17 protein-coding genes are annotated in these 20,352 nt (G+C 36.8%); 4 read left to right on the forward strand and 13 right to left on the reverse strand.

Annotation, left to right across the window (positions count from 1 at the left end):
• The first annotated feature begins 105 nt into the window (after positions 1–105).
• A complete protein-coding gene (locus tag ACMA47_RS02935) occupies positions 106–507 on the forward strand; it encodes a nuclear transport factor 2 family protein (RefSeq protein WP_413928611.1) in 402 nt (133 codons plus the stop codon).
• A gap of 305 nt (positions 508–812) precedes the next feature.
• Here the strand turns inward: ACMA47_RS02935 and ACMA47_RS02940 are convergent, their stop codons facing one another.
• The 5 genes from ACMA47_RS02940 to ACMA47_RS02960 form a co-directional block, all read right to left on the reverse strand.
• Positions 813–1,313 carry a hypothetical protein gene (locus tag ACMA47_RS02940; RefSeq protein ID WP_413928612.1) on the reverse strand — a complete coding sequence of 167 codons (501 nt, stop codon included), beginning with the start codon at positions 1,311–1,313 and terminating at the stop codon, positions 813–815.
• A gap of 204 nt (positions 1,314–1,517) precedes the next feature.
• A complete protein-coding gene (locus ACMA47_RS02945; RefSeq protein ID WP_413928613.1) occupies positions 1,518–2,354 on the reverse strand; it encodes a hypothetical protein in 837 nt (278 codons plus the stop codon).
• Positions 2,355–2,486: 132 nt separating this feature from the next.
• Entirely contained in the window at positions 2,487–5,669 is a 3,183-nt protein-coding gene (gene carB, locus ACMA47_RS02950; protein ID WP_413928614.1) for a carbamoyl-phosphate synthase large subunit, read from the reverse strand.
• Between the two features lie 160 nt (positions 5,670–5,829).
• Positions 5,830–6,903: a carbamoyl phosphate synthase small subunit gene (locus ACMA47_RS02955; protein WP_413928615.1), complete on the reverse strand. Its 1,074-nt coding sequence runs from the start codon at positions 6,901–6,903 to the stop codon at positions 5,830–5,832.
• Positions 6,904–7,080: 177 nt separating this feature from the next.
• A complete protein-coding gene (locus tag ACMA47_RS02960) occupies positions 7,081–7,971 on the reverse strand; it encodes an aspartate carbamoyltransferase catalytic subunit (protein WP_034696245.1) in 891 nt (296 codons plus the stop codon).
• 240 nt (positions 7,972–8,211) lie between these two features.
• Between ACMA47_RS02960 and ACMA47_RS02965 the strand changes: the two genes are divergently transcribed.
• Positions 8,212–8,673: an Lrp/AsnC family transcriptional regulator gene (locus ACMA47_RS02965; protein WP_034696246.1), complete on the forward strand. Its 462-nt coding sequence runs from the start codon at positions 8,212–8,214 to the stop codon at positions 8,671–8,673.
• Positions 8,674–9,114: 441 nt separating this feature from the next.
• Here ACMA47_RS02965 and argH read toward each other — a convergent pair whose 3' ends face one another.
• The 8 genes from argH to ACMA47_RS03005 form a co-directional block, all read right to left on the reverse strand.
• The gene (gene argH / locus ACMA47_RS02970; protein WP_413928616.1) at positions 9,115–10,419 is read right to left on the reverse strand and encodes an argininosuccinate lyase; all 1,305 of its coding nucleotides are present in this window, start codon (positions 10,417–10,419) and stop codon (positions 9,115–9,117) included.
• 248 nt (positions 10,420–10,667) lie between these two features.
• Positions 10,668–11,750 carry a M20 family metallo-hydrolase gene (locus ACMA47_RS02975; RefSeq protein ID WP_413928617.1) on the reverse strand — a complete coding sequence of 361 codons (1,083 nt, stop codon included), beginning with the start codon at positions 11,748–11,750 and terminating at the stop codon, positions 10,668–10,670.
• A complete protein-coding gene (argB, locus tag ACMA47_RS02980) occupies positions 11,725–12,519 on the reverse strand; it encodes an acetylglutamate kinase (RefSeq protein WP_413928618.1) in 795 nt (264 codons plus the stop codon). The genes ACMA47_RS02975 and argB overlap by 26 nt, the downstream gene beginning before the upstream one ends.
• A 63-nt stretch (positions 12,520–12,582) precedes the next feature.
• Positions 12,583–13,539: an N-acetylornithine carbamoyltransferase gene (locus tag ACMA47_RS02985; RefSeq protein WP_413928619.1), complete on the reverse strand. Its 957-nt coding sequence runs from the start codon at positions 13,537–13,539 to the stop codon at positions 12,583–12,585.
• Between the two features lie 241 nt (positions 13,540–13,780).
• A complete protein-coding gene (locus ACMA47_RS02990; protein WP_413928620.1) occupies positions 13,781–14,920 on the reverse strand; it encodes an aspartate aminotransferase family protein in 1,140 nt (379 codons plus the stop codon).
• A 104-nt stretch (positions 14,921–15,024) separates the two neighbouring features.
• Complete coding sequence (argC, locus tag ACMA47_RS02995) at positions 15,025–15,990, reverse strand: N-acetyl-gamma-glutamyl-phosphate reductase (protein ID WP_413928621.1); 966 nt, start codon at positions 15,988–15,990, stop codon at positions 15,025–15,027.
• A gap of 51 nt (positions 15,991–16,041) precedes the next feature.
• Positions 16,042–17,238: an argininosuccinate synthase gene (argG, locus tag ACMA47_RS03000; RefSeq protein WP_413928622.1), complete on the reverse strand. Its 1,197-nt coding sequence runs from the start codon at positions 17,236–17,238 to the stop codon at positions 16,042–16,044.
• Positions 17,210–17,899 carry a GNAT family N-acetyltransferase gene (locus tag ACMA47_RS03005; protein WP_413928623.1) on the reverse strand — a complete coding sequence of 230 codons (690 nt, stop codon included), beginning with the start codon at positions 17,897–17,899 and terminating at the stop codon, positions 17,210–17,212. The genes argG and ACMA47_RS03005 overlap by 29 nt, the downstream gene beginning before the upstream one ends.
• A 160-nt stretch (positions 17,900–18,059) precedes the next feature.
• On the opposite strand from ACMA47_RS03005, the gene ACMA47_RS03010 reads away from it, so the two are divergent.
• Together ACMA47_RS03010 and ACMA47_RS03015 are read left to right on the forward strand one after the other, a co-directional pair.
• Positions 18,060–18,476 carry a helix-turn-helix domain-containing protein gene (locus ACMA47_RS03010; protein WP_413928624.1) on the forward strand — a complete coding sequence of 139 codons (417 nt, stop codon included), beginning with the start codon at positions 18,060–18,062 and terminating at the stop codon, positions 18,474–18,476.
• Positions 18,477–18,803: 327 nt separating this feature from the next.
• Positions 18,804–20,183 (forward strand): porin, encoded by a 1,380-nt coding sequence (locus ACMA47_RS03015; protein WP_413928625.1) that lies wholly within the window; start codon positions 18,804–18,806, stop codon positions 20,181–20,183.
• The last annotated feature ends 169 nt before the right edge of the window (positions 20,184–20,352 follow it).

Here is a 20,352-nt window from a genome sequence, read left to right on the forward strand (position 1 = left end):
CCCATAAACAAAGGATTTACTGAAAATAAACAACAATTAGAATGTAAATTTTTCTTATCTTCATCACTCTATACAAAGTCAATTATTGATTATAACTTTCAAGAAATGAACAGCAACACCCAAGAAACCATTCAGCAATTTCTACAGTGTATGTCGGAAAGAAATCTGACAGAATTAACCAACCTTTTTTCTGATACTGTGGACTGGTATATACCTGGTGATGAACGAAAAGCACCGTGGTTGGGAGTAAGAAACAATAAACAGGAAGTCGTCGAATTTTTTGAACTGCTATGGAAAAATACGGAACCTGTTTCTTCAAAAATTGATCATATTTTTTCTGATGAGGAAAATGCAGTGATTACAGGAGAATTTGTGACAAAGATGCTTGAAACAGGCAAAATTGTAGAGTCTTTATTCTGTATCCAGATGCGTATTCAAAATCATAAAATTACACGCTACAGACTACTGGAAGATAGTTTGGCTGTTTCAAAGGCGTTGGATAAGTAGTTAACGACTATTTATCTTATTGATAACAAGAGACATTGGAGTTGTTTAAACTTATAAAAATATTGAATATTTCTTAAAAACCATTAAGAAGGACTTAAGCAGTAAAGCATAATTAAGTTAAGATAAATCATTCTGATTTTTAAGCTTAAAGCAAAGCTTATCTTAATACTCTAAACACCTTAATACAATCTTAATGTTTCAAAAAAGTTTAAACAAGTTCATTATAAATGAGATTCTTTGAACAATGTTCGCAGAATTTCATTCTGTGTCAGAATGACATCGCTATTAAAATCTAAAATTATTTTTTATATAACGGCAGCGGCCATCATCGACATATAATAATTGGCACAATGCAGGGCATTAATTAAAACGATTTCTTTTTCGGGGAAGGTTTCAAAGGCATCAGAGGTGGTAATCTGGTATTCGTAATTCATGGAAGTCCATTTCAGATGCGGTTTTATGATCATCAGCTCAACGCCGTCCTGATCTGTAAGGACAAATGATTCTTTAAAAATCCCTCTGTGTTTAAAAAGATAGCCATTTTTAATCCCATCAAAATAGGTCTGCACCACAATTTCCCCGTTCCAGTTCATTCTGAATTTAAGAAGCACTCTTTCATGATCTTTCAGTTCAATTGTAGTTCCCCAAAAACCCTTTGGCTCCACCTGATAGGTCTGACCCTCAGCAATTTCAATGACAGCATTAAATTTAAACCAGCTTGTATAAGTAAGTTTTCCAATTAATTTTTCTTCTCTTGTAACTTCAAAAGATAAAGAATTGCTTGATTTTGCGTAATATTCTGCCATGGTTATATTTTGATTTGGTGGAATTTTTATTAGTTTTTAAATAATAATAACAGCTTGAATTTTAACGCTCTAATTTATAAATAATTCGGTAAACATCATGTATTTTTAAGCTAATCCGATAAAAACGCTCCTGAATTCATTTTAACCCTGTTTTTTGTATTGAAAAATTGCTTTTAAACGTCGAATAATATGACAAAAAATCACTTAATTGCTTCCAAACCAATACTCCCACTTCTTATCATCAATTCCAAATTTTCCTTGCCACCATCTTGCGGGATAACCAACCTCATCATTCCTGATAGGTCTATGCTCTCTTTCGGGATAAGTAATATATTGATCAGCATATGTCAAATGGATATCGTCATGTAAAATTCCGATGACCCCAAGAATCTCCAGGAGTCCTACCCGTTCTCCATCATTTGATTTTACTGTTTTTGAGATTCTCTTTTTAAGTTGAGAAATTCTGTCGATGGGTTCTGATGTTTCAATGATTTCTTTCAGTTCATTGAGAATCCTGTAGTCATTTTCGTTGGGTTTAACGGCTGGTAGTTTTGGAAATTGTTCCAGATCAAATAAAACCTGGATTAAACTATCAAAACAGCATCCATCTTTATATTTGAAATAATTGATGGTATTGAATTCGATAGGATCTTCAAACTCATAAGTATGAAGTCCACATATCGCACAGATGCCTTCATTAGGTTCCGGACTTGGAGTAAAGCTATGTTCTTCCAGACTTTCTGCAATGCAATAGCTGGATAAAAATGAGCGGTATTCTAGTTGTCTTGTGCTTAAACTGTACACAAAAGCATCAACAACGTTCTGTTTTTCAATACCAGCCACAGCACTTTTAATTCTTCTGCAAATTTCATCATGACTTATCTCTTCCTGATCATACATTACAGACTGCTTCTTTGCATACTCAAAGTCATCTTCAGAGATATACTGCATATAGGTTTCCCAATAAAACCAATCCCTTACACTTTCGTTCTGGGAAGTTTTTATGGTGTTAAGTAAGATTTTAATTGCTTTTTTATCCATTCTTCATGGGTTGTTAATTTCTATAAGGACAAATTTATCAAATAAAAATAATGAAAGACTCCTGTTTAAAAGCAAAAAACCTCATAGATTTCAAAAATCTATGAGGTTTAACATATTTATTCTAGTTCGAAATTACATCGTCTCCATTTTGAAGCTCATGCTTTCGATTACTTTTAGGATTGCTTCTACTGTATCCATTGAAGTTAAACAAGGAACACCGTTTTCCACACTCATTCTTCTGATCTGGAATCCGTCTCTTTCTGCCTGCTTACCTTTTGTAGTAGTGTTTACAACATACTGAACTTTTCCTTTCTGAATCAGGTCGATAAGATTTACACTTTCTTCTCCGATTTTGTATCCTATTTTGCAAGGGATTCCTTTTTCTTCAAAGAACTTCGCAGTACCTTCTGTAGCCCAGATTCTGAATCCTACTTCATGGAATCTTGCGGCAAGGGCTGCTGCCTCATCTTTATGCTTATCTGCTACCGTGAACAGGATAGATCCGTGCATAGGAACTTTTCTTCCCGCTGCTACTAACCCTTTGTAAAGTGCTTTTTCAAGGGTTGTATCTTTCCCCATAACTTCTCCTGTAGACTTCATTTCCGGGCCTAAAGAGATATCCACTTTCGTTAGTTTAGAGAAAGAGAATACCGGTACTTTTACAAATACTCCTTCTTTGTTTGGAACCAATCCGTTTTCGTAACCTAAATCTTTCAGTTTTTGTCCTAAGATTGCCTTTGTTGCAAGGTTAGCCATTGGAACTTCTGTGATTTTAGATAAGAAAGGAACTGTTCTTGAAGAACGAGGGTTTACTTCGATTACATATACATTTCCTTCGAAAAGAACGTACTGGATGTTCATTAATCCGATAACGTTTAATCCTTTTGCCAGTCTCTTCGTATAGTCTACTAAAGTATCAATCTCGCTCTGAGAGATATTTTGTGGCGGATATACTGCGATTGAGTCTCCGGAGTGAACTCCTGCTCTTTCGATGTGCTCCATAATTCCTGGAATCACTACGGTTTCACCGTCACAGATGGCATCTACTTCAATCTCCTTTCCTACCATGTATTTGTCTACCAATACTGGGTGCTCAGGGCTTGCTTCTACTGCATTTTCCATGTAGTGAGCCAATTCTGCTTCTGCGTATACAATTTCCATCGCTCTACCTCCAAGAACGTAGCTTGGACGTACCAATACCGGATATCCGATTTCGTTAGCGATTTCTATAGCTTCTTCTTTCGAAGTTGAAGTTCTTCCTTTTGGCTGAGGAATACCAAGCTCCTGAAGTGCTTTTTCGAATTTATCTCTGTTTTCAGCTCTGTCTAGATCTTCTAATGAAGTTCCTAAGATCTGTACTCCGTGAGCGGCTAATTTATCAGCAAGGTTAATCGCAGTCTGTCCTCCGAACTGTACCACTACTCCTTTTGGTTTTTCAAGCTCGATGATGTTCATTACATCTTCTTCTGTAAGCGGCTCGAAGTATAGTTTATCAGAGATAGAGAAGTCTGTAGAAACTGTTTCAGGGTTGTTGTTGATGATAATCGCTTCGTAACCCATTTCTTTGATCGCCCATACGGAGTGAACGGTTGCGTAGTCAAACTCAACACCTTGTCCGATTCTGATAGGTCCTGAACCTAGTACGATGATTTTTTCTTTGTCCGAAACAACACTTTCGTTTTCTTCTTCGTAAGTTCCGTAGAAATAAGGCGTTTCGCTTTCAAATTCAGCAGCACAAGTGTCTACCATTTTGTAAACCGGCATGATTCTGTTTTCTTTTCTGAAGTTGAAAACCTCACGCTCTTTTACATCCCAAAGAACAGCGATATTGATGTCTGCAAAACCTAATCTCTTAGCTTCAATTAGTGTTTCTTTATCAAATTTGTTGTCAGCGATTACTTTTTCGAAGTCAACTAATTTTTTCAGTTTCCAGATAAAGAACTTGTCGATTTTACTCCATTCTACAATCTGCTCCCAGTCGTAACCTCTTCTTAAAGCATCTCCGATGATGAATAATCTCTCGTCATCACACACTCTGATTCTTCTTTCGATTTCTTCAGCAGTAAGTGCCTGAGCCTGCTTTGTTTTTAATCCTAAATGCTTGATTCCTGTTTCTAATGAACGGATTGCTTTCTGTAAAGATTCTTCAAGGTTTCTTCCGATCGCCATTACTTCACCAGTTGCTTTCATCTGAGTAGAAAGTCTTCTGTCTGCCGTTTCGAATTTATCGAATGGGAATCTTGGGAATTTCGTTACCACATAGTCAAGAGCCGGCTCGAAACATGCGTATGTTTTTCCTGTTACCGGGTTCATGATTTCATCCAGCGTTAATCCTACAGCAATTTTTGCAGCAATTTTTGCAATCGGATATCCTGTTGCCTTACTTGCTAACGCTGATGAACGGGAAACTCTAGGGTTTACCTCGATGATATAATATTCGAATGAATGCGGATCTAAAGCTAACTGTACGTTACATCCACCTTCAATTCCTAATGCTCTGATGATTTTCAGGGAAGCATTTCTCAGTAACTGATACTCTCTGTCTGAAAGGGTCTGAGAAGGGGCTACTACGATAGAGTCTCCTGTGTGAACTCCTACCGGGTCAATATTTTCCATGTTACAAACCACAATGGCGTTGTCGTTTGCATCACGCATTACTTCGTATTCAATTTCTTTGAAACCTGCAATTGATTTTTCAATAAGACACTGAGTAACCGGGCTGTGTTTCAGTCCCAATTCAGCAATCTCTTTCAATTCAACTTCTGTAGAGGCGATACCACCTCCGGTACCACCCATTGTAAAGGCAGGACGAACAATTACAGGATACCCGATTTCATTTGCGAAAGCAAGTGCTCCTTCTACCGTATTAACAATATCAGATTCCGGTACCGGCTCGTTCAACTCTCTCATCAACTCACGGAAAAGATCTCTGTCTTCTGCTCTGTTGATGGCAGAAAGTTTTGTTCCCAATACTTCCACTTTGCACTCTTCAAGAATTCCCGACTTCTCCAATTCTACCGCCATATTAAGACCTGTCTGACCTCCTAATGTTGGTAATAATGCATCCGGACGTTCTTTTCTGATGATGTGGCTTACAAACTGTAATGAAATCGGCTCGATATATACTTTATCAGCGATTTCCACATCTGTCATGATCGTTGCAGGGTTTGAGTTGATCAAAATTACTTTGTAGCCTTCTTCTTTCAAAGACAGACAAGCCTGCGTTCCTGCGTAATCAAATTCAGCTGCCTGACCGATGATGATAGGTCCTGAACCGATTACTAAAATTGTTTTTATATCTGTACGTTTTGCCATTTTTCTTTTTTTAGATACTAAAAGTTTGAACTTAAACTTCCAGCATTATGCTTTATTTAAATTGAATTAACACACTTTGTCATTCCGTAGGAATCTAACTTATTATTGTTGAGATTCTTCATTCCGCTTCCGCTTCTTTCAGAATGACAATTGGAGTGTCTTACTTTTTAAAGTCCTCCATCATTTGAATGAACTCGTCAAACAGGTAGTTTGCATCTTCAGGACCAGGGCTCGCTTCAGGGTGATACTGAACTGAGAAACAAGGGTGGATTTTGTGTTTTAATCCTTCGTTTGTTCTGTCGTTCAAGGCAATATGTGTTTCGATAAGGTCTGTTCCTTTTAAACTTTCCTGATCAACTGCATATCCATGGTTCTGAGAAGTAATGGCTACTGTATTTTTCTCCAGATCCAATACCGGGTGGTTTCCTCCTCTGTGTCCGAATTTCAGTTTGAAAGTTTTCGCTCCACAAGCAAGACCGATCAATTGGTGTCCTAGACAGATTCCGAAGATTGGAACTTTTCCTAATAGTCCTCTGATCATATCCAACGCGTGCGGTACATCTTCCGGGTCACCAGGACCGTTTGACAACATAATTCCATCCGGATTCATTAGTAGAATTTCTTCTGCTGTAGTATCCTGAGAAACCACAATGATGTCACAGTTTCTTTGAGATAGCTCTCTGATAATTCCCAATTTTGCACCGAAGTCTACTAAGACTACTTTGAAACCTCTGTTCGGGTTAGCGTAAGGAGTTTTTGTAGAAACCTCCTCTACCTGATTGGTTGGGAAATTTGTTGTCTTCAACTCAGAAGCTACAGCAGTTTCGTCAGCATCAGCATTTACAATTTTTCCTTTTACTACTCCATAGTTACGAAGAACTCTTGTCAGTCTTCTGGTGTCGATTCCTGAAATTCCTGAAAGGTTTTTCTTTTTAAATAATTCATCTAAAGTAATCTGAGTACGGAAGTTGGAAGGAAGATCGCAAAGTTCTTTTACGATAAGCCCTTTAATTGCCGGCTCGATACTTTCATAATCATCACGGTTAATACCATAATTTCCGATAAGCGGATAGGTCATACAAACTATCTGACCGCAGTATGATGGGTCAGAGATCAATTCCTGATACCCTGTCATTCCGGTATTGAAAACTACTTCCCCTGCAGTTTCCAATTCTGCTCCGAAACCTTCTCCATGAAACACTTCACCGGACTCCAGTATTAATTTTTTCTTCATTTTAAACTTTTATCTCTTATTATTTATATATCATTAACAGGTCGCCCTTACAGGGCTTGGATTATTTAAATCCTTTTTATTTCTATGGGCTTCACCCATTGCTATTAGCAGGTCGCTCCTCTGGAGCTCTTTAACTTCTTACTTCTTACTTTTACCTTGGCCCTTTTACCTTGGTTCTTATTTAAAGGTATATCCTTTACTTTCCAACGCTTCTTTTAAAATGGCCATTCTGGCGAAAACACCGTTTTCCATTTGTTTAAAGACTCTTGATCTTTCACATTCTACAAGATCTGAATCTATTTCCACTCCTCTGTTGATCGGAGCCGGGTGCATGACGATTGCTTCTTTTTTCATGGCCTTCTCTCTTTCTTTCGTCAGACCATATCTTTTATGGTATTCTGAAGCAGTGAAGCTCATTGCTGCATCGTGCCTCTCGTGCTGGATTCTTAGCAGCATTAAAACATCAACTTCAGCGATCAGTTCATCCACTGACATATATGTTCCGTTGATCAAAGCTCCTTCGTCAAACCATTGTTCTGGTCCTGAGAAATATACTTTAGCTCCCAATCTTCTTAATGCTTCTGCATTTGAATTGGCAACACGGCTGTGTTTTACATCTCCTACAATTCCCACTTTCAGTCCTTCAAACTTTCCAAATTCCTGATAGATGGTCATCAGATCCAGCATACACTGTGAAGGGTGGTTTCCTGTACCGTCTCCTCCGTTGATTACCGGAATCTTAATATTTTTCAGTTCCTCGAAGTATCTGTCTTTCTTATCACGGATCACTACAAGGTTCACTCCTATACTTTCAATCGTCTTTACAGTGTCATAAAGACTCTCACCTTTGTTTACCGAACTGTGTGATGCATCAAAAGGAACTACCTGAAGTCCCAGTTTTCTTTCCGCAAGATCGAAACTTGTTTTCGTTCTTGTACTGTCTTCGAAGAAAAGGTTTGAGCAAAAAACTTCTCCTTCAATTTTAGCAGTTTTACCATTTGCAAAAGCCAGTGCTTCTGTTAGTATACTGTTGATTCTCTCTGTGCTTAGTTCTGTAATCGTAAACATAATTCTAATTTTTGGGCATAAAAAAAGCGAAGACAACTATCTTCGCTTAATAACAATAAATATCGTAAAGGGCGCTTTCGCCCGGTAAATCTAATGATATAAATGCTTTTTTATTCATTAGGTGCAAAGATACAACAATTTTATGAACCTACAAAAATTATGTTTAAAATAAATTAAAAACTTCAGTCTTTCCTTATTCTCATTTAAAATTAATATTTTTGTTAGCACACAACTTTATTTATGGATTTAAAAGACAAAATGATTCTCAGTATTATTCAGGAAGACTCTACATTATCGGTTAAGGAAATTTCCGAAAAGATAGGTCTTACCTTTACTCCTACGTATGAGCGAATCAAGCAATTGGAGAAACAGGGCATCATTGAAAAATACGTAGGTCTTTTAAACCGTGAAAAACTGGGTCTGAATATCATCGTTTATTGCAATGTCCGTCTTAAGGAACAATCCAAAAAAGTATTGGAAACCTTTGAGGACAACATTTCCAAGTACGATGAAGTTCAGGAAATCACCAGCCTTTCCGGGGAATATGATTATATGCTGAAAATTATCGCGAAAGACATCAATTCCTATAATGAGTTTGCGGTGAGTGTGATTTCAAATCTTCCCAACATCGGACAATATCACAGTTCTATTGTACTTCACGAGGTGAAAAAATCTACCAAGTTCAAAATTGATCTGGAATAATCCCTTCTATTTTAAACTCATTATTTATTCCTATTTCACTTGCTGAAAATCTTTGGATTTTCTTGCATCTTAAAAGTAATATTTATCATACAATTCCTTGCGCCTTTGCGTATACCAACATTTTTCGATTTTTATAATCTCTTATTTTGTTAGAAAACGCAAAGACGCAAAAGAAATTTATAAACTTTATGCTTTAAGGCGCAAAGATTTTATCTCCTATAAAATTTTATGCAGCAGATTTAATCTCAATTTCCAACCATAGTCATTTTAAAGATCAATCATCAAAGTCAAAGAGCGGAATTACAATCCAGCCATTAAGATCACTTAAGCAGATAAGATTTAAGATTAAGGCTTTCACAACGAAAAGACAGCAGGCTAAAATAATTTTAGAATTTCCACTGATTTTTGCCTAAGTTTTTAATGACCTTAATGGCTTAGATTCTAACCCAATAATTTATTTTTCAGCTTATTGAACTGATATTCTATTTTATCCAGACAAAGATTGCCGATACTTCCCTGGTGGGTATGTTCAAGATTTCCAGGTTCAAATTCAAACTCATTGTTTTCGATCTCCTGACCTACTTTTACATAAGCATCACGGAATGAACTTCCGTTTTTCACTTCTTCATTGATCTTTTCTACACTGAAAAGATATTTATACTTTTCATCTTCCAGGATTCCGTCTTTTACCTTAATATTCGGTAAAGTATAACTTAAGATTTCCAGACATTCCTTTAAAGAATCTATTGCCGGGAAAAGTATCTCTTTCGTCAACTGTACATCTCTGTGATAACCGGAAGGCAGATTGTTTGTCAAAAGAATTAATTCGTTGGGAAGTGACTGAATTCTGTTGCAACGTGCACGAACCAACTCAAAGATATCCGGATTCTTTTTATGAGGCATAATGCTGCTTCCTGTAGTAAATTCTTTTGGAAAGCTAATAAAGTCAAAATTCTGGCTTAGATACAAACATACATCATAAGCAAACTTTCCAAGCGTTCCGGCTAAAGTCGCCATTGCCATTGATAACATTTTTTCCGATTTTCCACGGGTCATCTGAGCATACACAGAATTATAATTCATCGACTGAAAGCCTAGATTATAAGTGGTACTTTCACGATTGATCGGGAAAGACGAACCATAACCGGCTGCTGATCCCAGCGGGTTTTTATTAATGATATTCTTTACTGAAAACAACATTTCAACATCATCCAAAAGCGCTTCTGCATAAGCCCCAAACCACAATCCGAATGATGAAGGCATCGCAATCTGCAAATGGGTATATCCCGGGAGCAGAACGTTTTTATGCTGATCTGCCAGTTGAATTAAAATCTGAAAAAACTCATCTGTAAGCGCTGTAATTTCACGGATTTCATCCAATAAGTACAATTTTATATCCAGTAAAACCTGATCATTTCGTGATCTTGCCGTATGGATTTTCTTTCCTGTATCGCCTAATTCTTCAATAAGAATGGCTTCTACCTGAGAATGGATATCCTCAGCATCTTTATCAATTTCAAAACTACCTTCTTCAATTTTATTTAAAATACTATTCAAAACAGATAACATCTGTTCTGATTCTTCCTGAGTGATAATTCCGGTTTCTGCCAGCATTTTGCAATGGGCCATAGAACCTTTTACGTCATATTTCGCTAAACGTTCATCAAAGTCAAGGTCTTTACCCACTGTAAAGTTATTGACTAATATATTGGTGGCAAGGTCATCCTTCTGCCATATTTTTTTCATATTCTCTGATTTAAAATACTGATGGGTTTTGACAAGCCCAGCAAGGCAATCCTTATTATTACTATTAACTATAAAAAAACATTTCCTTATGTAAAGCCTTCATTTCTAATTTTCTTTTTGCATAAATCTTATTAAAAACTAAACTTCTAGTGCCTGCCGGGCGGAGTCAAAACATATATTGAGCTGGAAGCCTGAGGCTGGAGGCAAGAAGCTAATAACTTCCCTCTTCCTACACCCATCTTCCATTTTTATAACACTTTTTCTAAAATTCTGATGTAAATTTCTATTCCTTCCTCTATTTCATGGATATAGATAAATTCATCTGCAGTGTGAGAGCGCCTACTGTCTCCAGGTCCCATTTTCACCGATGTACATGGAATAATCGCCTGATCTGAAGAGGTTGGTGAACCGTAAGTTGTCCTTCCGATTTCAACTCCTGCTTTTACAAACGGATGATCCAGTTCGATTTTGGAGGAATTCAACCTGAACGATCTTGCCGTTAAAGTAGATTTCATCTGAGACTGGATGATATCAAACGCTTCCTGATTAGAATATTCATCCGTTACTCTTACATCCAACGTGAAGTTACAAGATTCCGGAACGACATTATGCTGTACTCCTGCATGAATTCCGGATAAAGTAACCTTAACTTCTCCCAGATATTCTGAAACCTTTGGAAATTTAAAATCTAAAATATTCTGCAGATCCTGCATACATTTTACAATCGAGTTATCGTCATTAGGATGAGCGGCATGAGAAGGAGTACCTTTCATTTCTCCATCAATCACAAGAAGTCCTTTTTCTGCAATCGCCAGATTCATCTGCGTGGGTTCTCCTACAATGGCGAGTTCTACGTTGGGTAGCTGCGGAAACAGAGCTTCTATCCCATCAAATCCTGAGATCTCCTCCTCTGCCGTCAAAGCAATAACTAAATTATATTTTAAATCTTCTTTATCATAAAAATGTAAAAAAACCTGTGCCATAGAAACCAAAGAAGCTCCGGCATCATTACTTCCCAATCCAAATAATTTTCCATCTTTTTCAATAGGAACAAACGGATCCAGCGTATACGCTTTGTTAGGCTTTACGGTATCATGGTGTGTATTCAGTAAAATGGAAGACTTAAAAACATCAAAATGCTTGTTTACCGCCCAGATATTATTTTTAAAACGTTTGGTAGGAATCTGGTGTTTTTTGAAAAAATTCTCAATTTCTACCGATGTATTAAATTCATCTTTACTGAATGAAGGAATCTCAATCAAATTTTTAAGCAATCCGACCGCATTATTCAATAGCTCTTCTTTATTATAAACAGATTTCAGTTCCTGCATGATGATTTTCTATATGGTTTTTCAATTCTGTTTCTTTGATCAGAAACACTTTGTCTACATTATTTTTTATGGCTCCCAGAGCATTTTCAAGTTTGGGTAAAATCCCTTTGTGAAGTTTTCCTTCTTCTTTTAATGTGGTGAAATCTTCCTCAGTTACACTTTTAATGACTGATTCAGGATCATTGACATCTTCTAAGACTCCTTCTTTATCAAAACAATACAACAATTCAACTTCATATTTCTCTGAAAGAGCCTGTGCCATCACCGAAGCAATGGTATCCGCATTGGTATTGAAAAGATTTCCTTTTCTATCGTGGGTAATTGCCGAAAACACAGGAATAAGACCTAGCTTGATGAGTTTTGAAACCAGTTTTCTGTTCACACTTTTCTTATTGATATCCCCAACAAACCCAAAGTCGATTTCCGGATGTTCTCTTTTTTTAGCTTTAATCAGATTTCCATCTGCTCCGGAGAATCCTATGGCATTGCATTTTTTCTGCTGCAGCTTTTCAACGATATTTTTATTGATTCCTCCCGCATATACCATCGTTACAATATCCAATGTCTCTTTATCCGTAATCCTCCTTCCGTTGATCATTTTCTGCTCAATGCCCAGTTTATCCGCCAGCGTTGTTGCCAGTTTTCCACCGCCATGAACAAGAATTTTCTTTTCATTAATTTCAGAAAACTGTTCTAAGAATTGGTTTAATAATTCCTCATCATCAATTAAAGCTCCACCAATTTTTATGATGTATAACTTTTCTTTCATTTGTCAACTTTTTGGGATCCTTTTTTATCCTTGTCAAGGTTTTGAACCTTGACAAGGATGATTTTAAGCTTTTAATTCATCTAAAATTTCACTGAATACAGCTTGTGCCGAGAAAATTCGGTTTTTAGCCTGCTGATAAATGATAGAATGATCTCCATCCATCACTTCATCGCTCAATTCCACATTACGGCGAACCGGAAGACAGTGCATCACTTTTGCTTCATTGGTATTGGCTAATTTTTCGTTGGTAAGCATCCAGTCGCCTTTTACTTCAGGCATTGCTGCATAATCATCAAAAGAAGACCAGTTTTTTACATAAACAAAATCTGCATCTTTCAACGCTTCATCCTGATCATGGAGTACTGTCACATCTTTTGTGAAGTTTTTATCTAAATCATACCCTTCGGGATTGGCAATTACCAATTCCACATCCATTTCCTGCATCCATTCTGCAAAAGAGTTTCCAACAGCATGAGCAATAGGTTTGATATGCGGTGCCCAGGTCAATACCACTTTGGGTTTATGGTCTTTTTTCCAGTTTTCTGTAATCGTGATACAGTCTGCTAAGCTTTGCAGCGGATGACGGGTTGCAGATTCCAATGAAATAACAGGAACTTTTGCATGTTTTTCAAACTGGCTTAAGATGCTTTCATTCACGTCATCTTCTTTGCTCTTCATTCCTGCAAAACAACGCACTGCAATGATGTCGCAATATTGGTTTAACACTTCAATCGCGTCTTTAATATGCTCTACAGTATCACCATTCATTACCGCTCCATCTGCAAACTCAAGATTCCAGGCTTCCTGAGCAGCATTTAATGTCAATACATTTAATCCTAAATTTTGAGCTGCAATCTGACTGCTCAGACGGGTTCTCAAACTTGAATTTAAAAATACAAGTCCGATTGTTTTTCCCTTTCCTTTTTGTGTTTCGGTAAGGGGATCTGCTTTTATCTGTAAAGCTTTTTTTATGATTTCCTGTAAGTTTTCTACATCACTTACAGAGGTAAATTTTTTCATTTTGAATTGATTTTAAAGATTGTGTTTACACATTGATTGTTGATCTAACCACAAAAGGCACAAAAGTTTTTATTAAAATACTTTAGAACACTTAAGTTTTATAAGTTTATTATTTTGAAAATGTATAAGTTCACATAAGAAGAAAATCAAAAGATTTTCAAAAACTTAGATGTACTTCTTAAGCGCTTAGCATTTTCTTAAAATCACTTAAGTGTTTAAATTCTTTTGTGACTTTTGTGGTTTAAATTTTCCCAAGCACTGCTTTCAGAGCATTGATGAAAAGATCCGTTTCCTCTTTTTTGATATTCAGTGCCGGAAGAATCCTCAATACTGTTTTATCATTAGAGTTTCCTGTGAAAATATGATGATCGAACAGTAATTCTTTCCTTACTTCCGAACAGTCTCTATCGAGTTCTATTCCGATCATCAATCCTTTCCTTCGGATGGATTTAATATGTGGTAAATCTTTAATTTCATTTTCAATATACTCACCCATCTGTTGAGCATTTTCAAGAAGATTTTCATCTTTCATAACATCCAGAACGGCAATAGAAGCCGCACAAGCCAGATGATTTCCTCCAAATGTAGTTCCCAGCAAACCATTGCTTGCCTGGAATTTAGGATGGATTAAAACTCCGCCCACAGGAAATCCGTTCCCCATTCCTTTAGCAGTAGTGATGATATCAGCTTCTACACCAAATTCCTGATGAGCAAAGAAATATCCGCTTCTTCCGTATCCGGACTGCACTTCATCCAAAATAAGAACAGCTTCATATTTTTCACACAATTCTTTGATTTTAGATAAAAATTCCGGCATTGGAATCATAATTCCTCCTACTCCCTGAATCCCTTCGATGATCACGGATGAAATTTCATTTCCAAATTTTTCAAAGGTTTCTTCAAGTTGCTGTACATCATTCCATTCTGATTTGATAAATCTTTCTGAAAAGTTAACCGGAGCCACAATCTTTGGATTATCTGTTACAGAAACCGCTGCAGAAGTTCTGCCGTGGAATGAACCAGAGAAATAAAGTACTTTGCTTTTTCCGTTATGAAAAGAAGCCAGTTTCAATGCATTTTCATTCGCTTCCGCTCCAGAATTACATAAGAAAAGGTTATAATCTTCATATCCTGAAAGCTTTCCTAATTTTTCCGCCAGTTCAGTCTGCAATTCATTCTGAACAGAGTTGGAATAGAAAGAAATTTTTCCCAGCTGATCTTTCAGTTTGTTCTGATAATGTGGGTGATTGTGCCCGATAGAAATCACAGCATGACCTCCGTAAAAATCAAGATATTGTTCTCCTTTATCATCCCAAAGAAATGATCCCTGAGCTTTTACCGGATTTATGTTGAATAATGGATATACGTTGAATAAATTCATTTTTTTGTTGCTAGTTGTTAGTTAATGGTTGAAAGCCTACAGATCTAAAGTTATTCTTCATTCTACTGCAACCTATCATCTACCACCTTCTACCTTATTAATAATTAAAATGCTATCGGTTTAAGGTTCAATCCTGCATTTTCTTCCCAGTTCATGGCCAGATTCATATTTTGAACGGCCTGTCCTGAAGCACCTTTTAACAAATTGTCAATCGCTGAGTGAATAACGACAACATTTCCACTCTTTTCGATTTGAATCACACAGCGATTGGTATTGACAACCTGCTTTAAATCAACTGCCCTGCTACTTACCGTAACAAAAGGCTCCTCCGCATAAAAATCCTGATACCATTGTTCTATTTCCTCCAGCGTCAAGTCCGTCTTCATGGTGGAACTTGTAAAAATCCCTCTTGCAAAATCTCCTCTCCATGGAACAAAATTCAGGTTTACTTCTTTATTATTAAATGAAATCAGCTGTTGCAAAATCTCATCGACATGCTGATGAGTTAAGGTTTTATAAGCTGAAACATTATCATTTCTCCAGGTAAAATGAGTGGTTGCCTGCAAAGACTGTCCAGCTCCTGTAGAACCTGTAATCCCTGTAGTAAAAACTTCATTTAACACTCCTTTTTCTGCCAATGGCAACAATGCCAATTGAATAGCCGTAGCAAAACATCCCGGATTCGCAATACTTTTTGCCCCTGTCAGTTGTTTTTTATTGATTTCCGGTAATCCGTAGATAAAATCTCTGTTTCCGAAATTTCCTTCCAAACGGAAGTCGTTTCCAAGATCTATAACCAGCGTTTCATCTTTAACTGGGTTTTGAGTTAACCAATTTTGACTTTCTTTATGCGGAAGACACAGAAAAAGAATATCTACGTCTTCAGGTTTGTCCGTCAAAACCATTTCACAAACCGTCGTTAAATCCGGGTACAGATCTGAAATTCTTGTTCCCGAATTCGAACGACTATATAAAAAACTCAATGTCACATGGGGATGAAAAGCCAGTAAGCGTATTAGCTCACTTCCTGTATAACCGTTGGCACCAATAATTCCTACTGTTTTCTTCATTTTGATTATGACAGCATTTGTGCTGCCTTTCATTACATCGTCCCTTCGGAACTAGTTGATATTTTGGTTAATCTGGTGGTATATATTTAAAGAATTGCTTACAATCTTTGTGTATCCTTTCACATCATCACCCGTCCACGCTCTGTTCGCTTCTCCATAACTTCCGAATTTATCAGACATCAGATCATGATCAGATTCAATTCCATTCAAAATAAATCTGTATGGGTGAAGCGTAACAAATACTTTTCCGCTCACTGTTTTCTGAGAATCCACTAAGAATGACTCAATATTTCTCATGACAGGATCTAAGAAAAGTGCTTCGTGAAGCCAGTTTCCATACCAGTCGGATAACTGAGACTTCATCATTTGCTGATATTTTGAAAGCGTATGCTTTTCTAATAAATGATGCGCTTTAATGATCACCGATGCTGCTGCCGCTTCAAATCCTACTCGTCCTTTAATCCCAACAATGGTATCTCCTACGTGAATATCACGACCAATTCCATATGCCGAAGCCAATTCTTCTATTTTTTGAATAGCGTACACCGAATGCTCAAAGCTTTCTCCATTTACAGCTACCACTTCTCCGTTTTTAAACTCGATCTCCAATTCTGCAGGTTGGGTTTCTTTGATTTGAGATGGAAAGGCTTCTTCAGGAAGATAATTTCTTGACGTCAGTGTTTCTTTCCCTCCTACTGAAGTTCCCCAAAGTCCTTTATTGACAGAATATTGCGCTTTTTGGAATTCCATTTCATAACCATGTTCTTTCAAAAACTCAATTTCTTCTTCACGGGATAAAGCCATATCACGGATCGGCGTAATGATTTCAATATTCGGGCACATCACCTGAAAAATCAAATCGAAACGAACCTGATCGTTTCCTGCTCCTGTGCTTCCGTGAGCAATAGCATCTGCCTGTACTTCAATCGCATATTTTGCAATTTCCTGTGCCTGAATGGTACGCTCAGCACTTACAGAAAGAGGATAGGTATTGTTTTTCAGTACATTCCCGAAAATCAAATATTTCACACATGAATTATAATAGTCTTCCTGAGCGTCTACACACCTGTACTCTTTCACTCCAAGGTTTAAAGCTTTTCTTTCCAATTCTTTTTCTTCTTCTTTTGAAAAACCTCCGGTATTTACAGTGACTGCATACACCTCATATCCTAGTGTTTCACTAAGATATTTAGCACAGTAGGAAGTATCTAAACCTCCGCTAAACGCTAAGATGACTTTCTTTTTCATCTGGACTCTTTTTATTTTTATTAATTGTCAAATGGAACTCATCAATCGAATTCTGAGCAGAATACTCAAAATCAGTCTGACTCATTTCAAAATATTTACTTTCAGGTAGATTATCTACTACCTCATCTTTTTTTTTATCATTTTCAGGAACAAATAACATGGCTGTACACAGACAGTTTTTTCGTTCCTTCATCATTAAAATCTCATAGTTCACGCAGTTTTTGCAACCGTTCCAGAATTCCTCATCCTGAGTCAGTTCAGAATAAATGACCGGTTTATACCCTAGATCACTATTGATTTTCATCACTGCCAAACCTGTTGTCAAACCGAATACTTTCGCATCCGGATATTTATCTCTAGATAATTGGAAAACTTTCTGCTTAATCTGAGTAGCGACTCCCCCGTTCCTGAATTTCGGTGACACAATCAGCCCCGAATTGGCCACAAACTTCCCATGTGACCAGGTCTCTATATAACAGAAACCTACCCACTCACCGTTTTCAGTGGCTACCACAGCATTGCCTTCTGAAATCTTCTTACTCAAATATTCTATAGAACGTTTTGCGATACCCGTCCCTCTACGCTGTGCAGAATCGTACATTTCCTGCTGTATTTCACTCACATACATTAGATGTTCGCATGAGGAAATTTCTATTTCCATTTATTTATCTAATTTTTTTGGCAAATTTAAAATATATTTTCTTTTAAATCCAAATAAAAAAGATATTTTTTTTGTTTTAAAATTTTAAGCAGGTAAAATTATCTTTATTGAAAAATATACATTTGCTAATTTATTATATATTTGCTAAAATAATATAGTTATGGAAAACACCTGTCCTAAATGCAAGAGTATCAAAGTAGTAAAAAGCGGCATCATTAATGAGAAACAGCGCTTCCACTGCAAAGACTGCAACTATTATTTTACCGTTAAAAAATTGGGAAAACAAATTGATGATTACTATGTCACCAAAGCTCTTCAGCTTTATCTGGAAGGTTTAAGTTACCGTGAAATCGAAAGAATTATCGGAGTTTCCCATGTTACGATAAGCGCATGGATTAAAAAATACAATATCACAAGACCTCCTCATTCTGAATTCCATCCTGTCTATAAAATCCTGAAACAAAGTGAACTTATAGAATACATTGCACAGGAAGAGAATATTAAAAATTCCGGAATTATCATCACTCAATTTGCGGATAAATATATGCTGATTAAGTGGGAAAGATTTAAGAAGTAGTGCGGGTTTCGAGGTGCGGGTTTTGGGATGCGAGATGCAAGTTATATGATGCAGCCATGAAGAGATTGCGGGTTATGAGGCTTAAAAATCGAGGTGAAAATATCCTCACAAAATACTGTATATCAAACTATTAAAAATTATAATTTTAAAATATCGAATCCCGAATCACAAAAACCCGAATCCCGAAACCCGAATCCTTCACCCCAAAACTCAAAGTCTCACAAACATTAACTATACTATTACCACTAATATATATTAAATTTTCATAAATAAATTATTAATTACAATTTGGCATTCACAAAAAACAACGCCAAAAATTGATAATTTATGAAGAAATTACTTACATTCATTGGATTAGCCTTAATCAGCAGTTCCTTATATTCACAAGGCTCTCCTGATTATGGCAATGGCTTAAAAATTAACCTCAACCCAAATGGAGATAAATTTGTCAGATTTATTTTATGGGATCAGTTTTGGTTAAGAAACACTTCCATGAACCCGGGAACTATGGTTGGAGGTGAACCTACTGACAATTCATGGAGCCTGGGAAACAGAAGATTACGTGCTTTAACGTATGCTCAAATTTCTAAAAGATATATGATCCTCCTTCATTTCGGAATCAACAATCAGACATTCATTAACGGTGGTGCTTCAGGAACTTCAGGAACAGGAGGTTATGGAAACGGAAAGAAAACACAGTTGTTTTTTCATGATGCCTGGAATGAATACGCAGTTATTTTACCTGGAGAAGCAGGAAAATTCAGTTTAACTTTAGGAGCCGGACTTCATTATTACATGGGACTTTCCCGTATGACTATGGCTTCTACGCTTAATTTCCTCACATTGGACTCTCCCGTTTTCTCATGGCCATTGATTGACAACTCAGACCAGTTTGCAAGACAGCTAGGAATGTTTGCTAAAGGAAAATACGGAAAATTGGAGTATCGTTTCAGCTTAAATAAACCCTTTGCCACAGACCTCGTTCCTGTGAATGTAACAGATCCTTCGAAAGCTGTAGCGGTAGACAACAACGGAAATCCAAGTTTCTCAAAAGCAGGATATGTTGAATATCAATTTCTTGATGAAGAATCCAACACACTTCCTTTTAAAGTGGGATCTTACCTTGGAACAAAAAAAGTATTCAATGTAGGTGCAGGTTTTTATCATCAGGCTGACGGAACAAGAACTTCCGTGAACTCAAACATTGAAAAACATGACATTACCCTTTTTGCAGTCGATGCTTTTGCAGATATTCCTTTGGGAGAAGCAAAAAACAAAATGGCCGTTTCTGCGTATGCCGGATATTATAATTACAATTTCGGACCGAACTATGTAAGAAATCTGGGAACGATGAATATTGGAGCATCTGATCCTAATTTCATAGGCAATAAAGCCATTGCAGGACCAGGAAATCTACAACCGACCATTGGAACAGGTAATATTATCTATGCACAGGCTGGTTTACTATTACCAAGTCAGGCAGAAAAACCGAAAATCAGAATACAGCCTTTTGCAGCTTATACCCGCAAAAGTTTTGAGGCTTTCGATAAATCTTCATCACAATTTGATGTAGGCGCCAATTGGTTCATAGACGGGCATCACGCAAAAATAACCACACAATATTCAACAAGACCGGTTTATACGAATCCTACGGAAAGTCCAACCTCAAAAGGAGAATTTATTGTGCAGTTTCAAATCTACTTGTAAAATTTAAACCATTAAGATAGAGTAAAGAAATTAAGATACGTTAAGCTTCATCAAAGGTGGATAAAGCATACCGCAAAATAAAATAGCTTTAGCTATAATCTCAATTATTCTTACCCCCTTAAAAGCCCTTAATGGTTTAAAACAATTTCAAATTAATCCTATTCCATTA

Origin of the sequence: Chryseobacterium sp. T20 (genome assembly GCF_047345655.1) — a bacterium.
Lineage (GTDB): Bacteria > Bacteroidota > Bacteroidia > Flavobacteriales > Weeksellaceae > Chryseobacterium.

Bases quoted from the DNA above. Each gene is read 5' to 3' on its own strand.
- ACMA47_RS02955 (WP_413928615.1), bottom strand. From the start codon at position 6,903: ATGAAGAAAAAATTAATACTGGAGTCCGGTGAAGTGTTTCATGGAGAA.
- ACMA47_RS03005 (WP_413928623.1), bottom strand. From the start codon at position 17,899: ATGGAAATAGAAATTTCCTCATGCGAACATCTAATGTATGTGAGTGAA.
- ACMA47_RS02975 (WP_413928617.1), bottom strand. From the start codon at position 11,750: ATGCAGGAACTGAAATCTGTTTATAATAAAGAAGAGCTATTGAATAAT.
- ACMA47_RS02935 (WP_413928611.1), top strand. From the start codon at position 106: ATGAACAGCAACACCCAAGAAACCATTCAGCAATTTCTACAGTGTATG.
- argC (WP_413928621.1), bottom strand. From the start codon at position 15,990: ATGAAGAAAACAGTAGGAATTATTGGTGCCAACGGTTATACAGGAAGT.
- argH (WP_413928616.1), bottom strand. From the start codon at position 10,419: ATGAAAAAAATATGGCAGAAGGATGACCTTGCCACCAATATATTAGTC.
- ACMA47_RS03010 (WP_413928624.1), top strand. From the start codon at position 18,060: ATGGAAAACACCTGTCCTAAATGCAAGAGTATCAAAGTAGTAAAAAGC.
- ACMA47_RS02960 (WP_034696245.1), bottom strand. From the start codon at position 7,971: ATGTTTACGATTACAGAACTAAGCACAGAGAGAATCAACAGTATACTA.
- ACMA47_RS02965 (WP_034696246.1), top strand. From the start codon at position 8,212: ATGGATTTAAAAGACAAAATGATTCTCAGTATTATTCAGGAAGACTCT.
- ACMA47_RS03015 (WP_413928625.1), top strand. From the start codon at position 18,804: ATGAAGAAATTACTTACATTCATTGGATTAGCCTTAATCAGCAGTTCC.
- argG (WP_413928622.1), bottom strand. From the start codon at position 17,238: ATGAAAAAGAAAGTCATCTTAGCGTTTAGCGGAGGTTTAGATACTTCC.
- ACMA47_RS02985 (WP_413928619.1), bottom strand. From the start codon at position 13,539: ATGAAAAAATTTACCTCTGTAAGTGATGTAGAAAACTTACAGGAAATC.
- carB (WP_413928614.1), bottom strand. From the start codon at position 5,669: ATGGCAAAACGTACAGATATAAAAACAATTTTAGTAATCGGTTCAGGA.
- ACMA47_RS02945 (WP_413928613.1), bottom strand. From the start codon at position 2,354: ATGGATAAAAAAGCAATTAAAATCTTACTTAACACCATAAAAACTTCC.
- ACMA47_RS02990 (WP_413928620.1), bottom strand. From the start codon at position 14,920: ATGAATTTATTCAACGTATATCCATTATTCAACATAAATCCGGTAAAA.
- ACMA47_RS02940 (WP_413928612.1), bottom strand. From the start codon at position 1,313: ATGGCAGAATATTACGCAAAATCAAGCAATTCTTTATCTTTTGAAGTT.
- argB (WP_413928618.1), bottom strand. From the start codon at position 12,519: ATGAAAGAAAAGTTATACATCATAAAAATTGGTGGAGCTTTAATTGAT.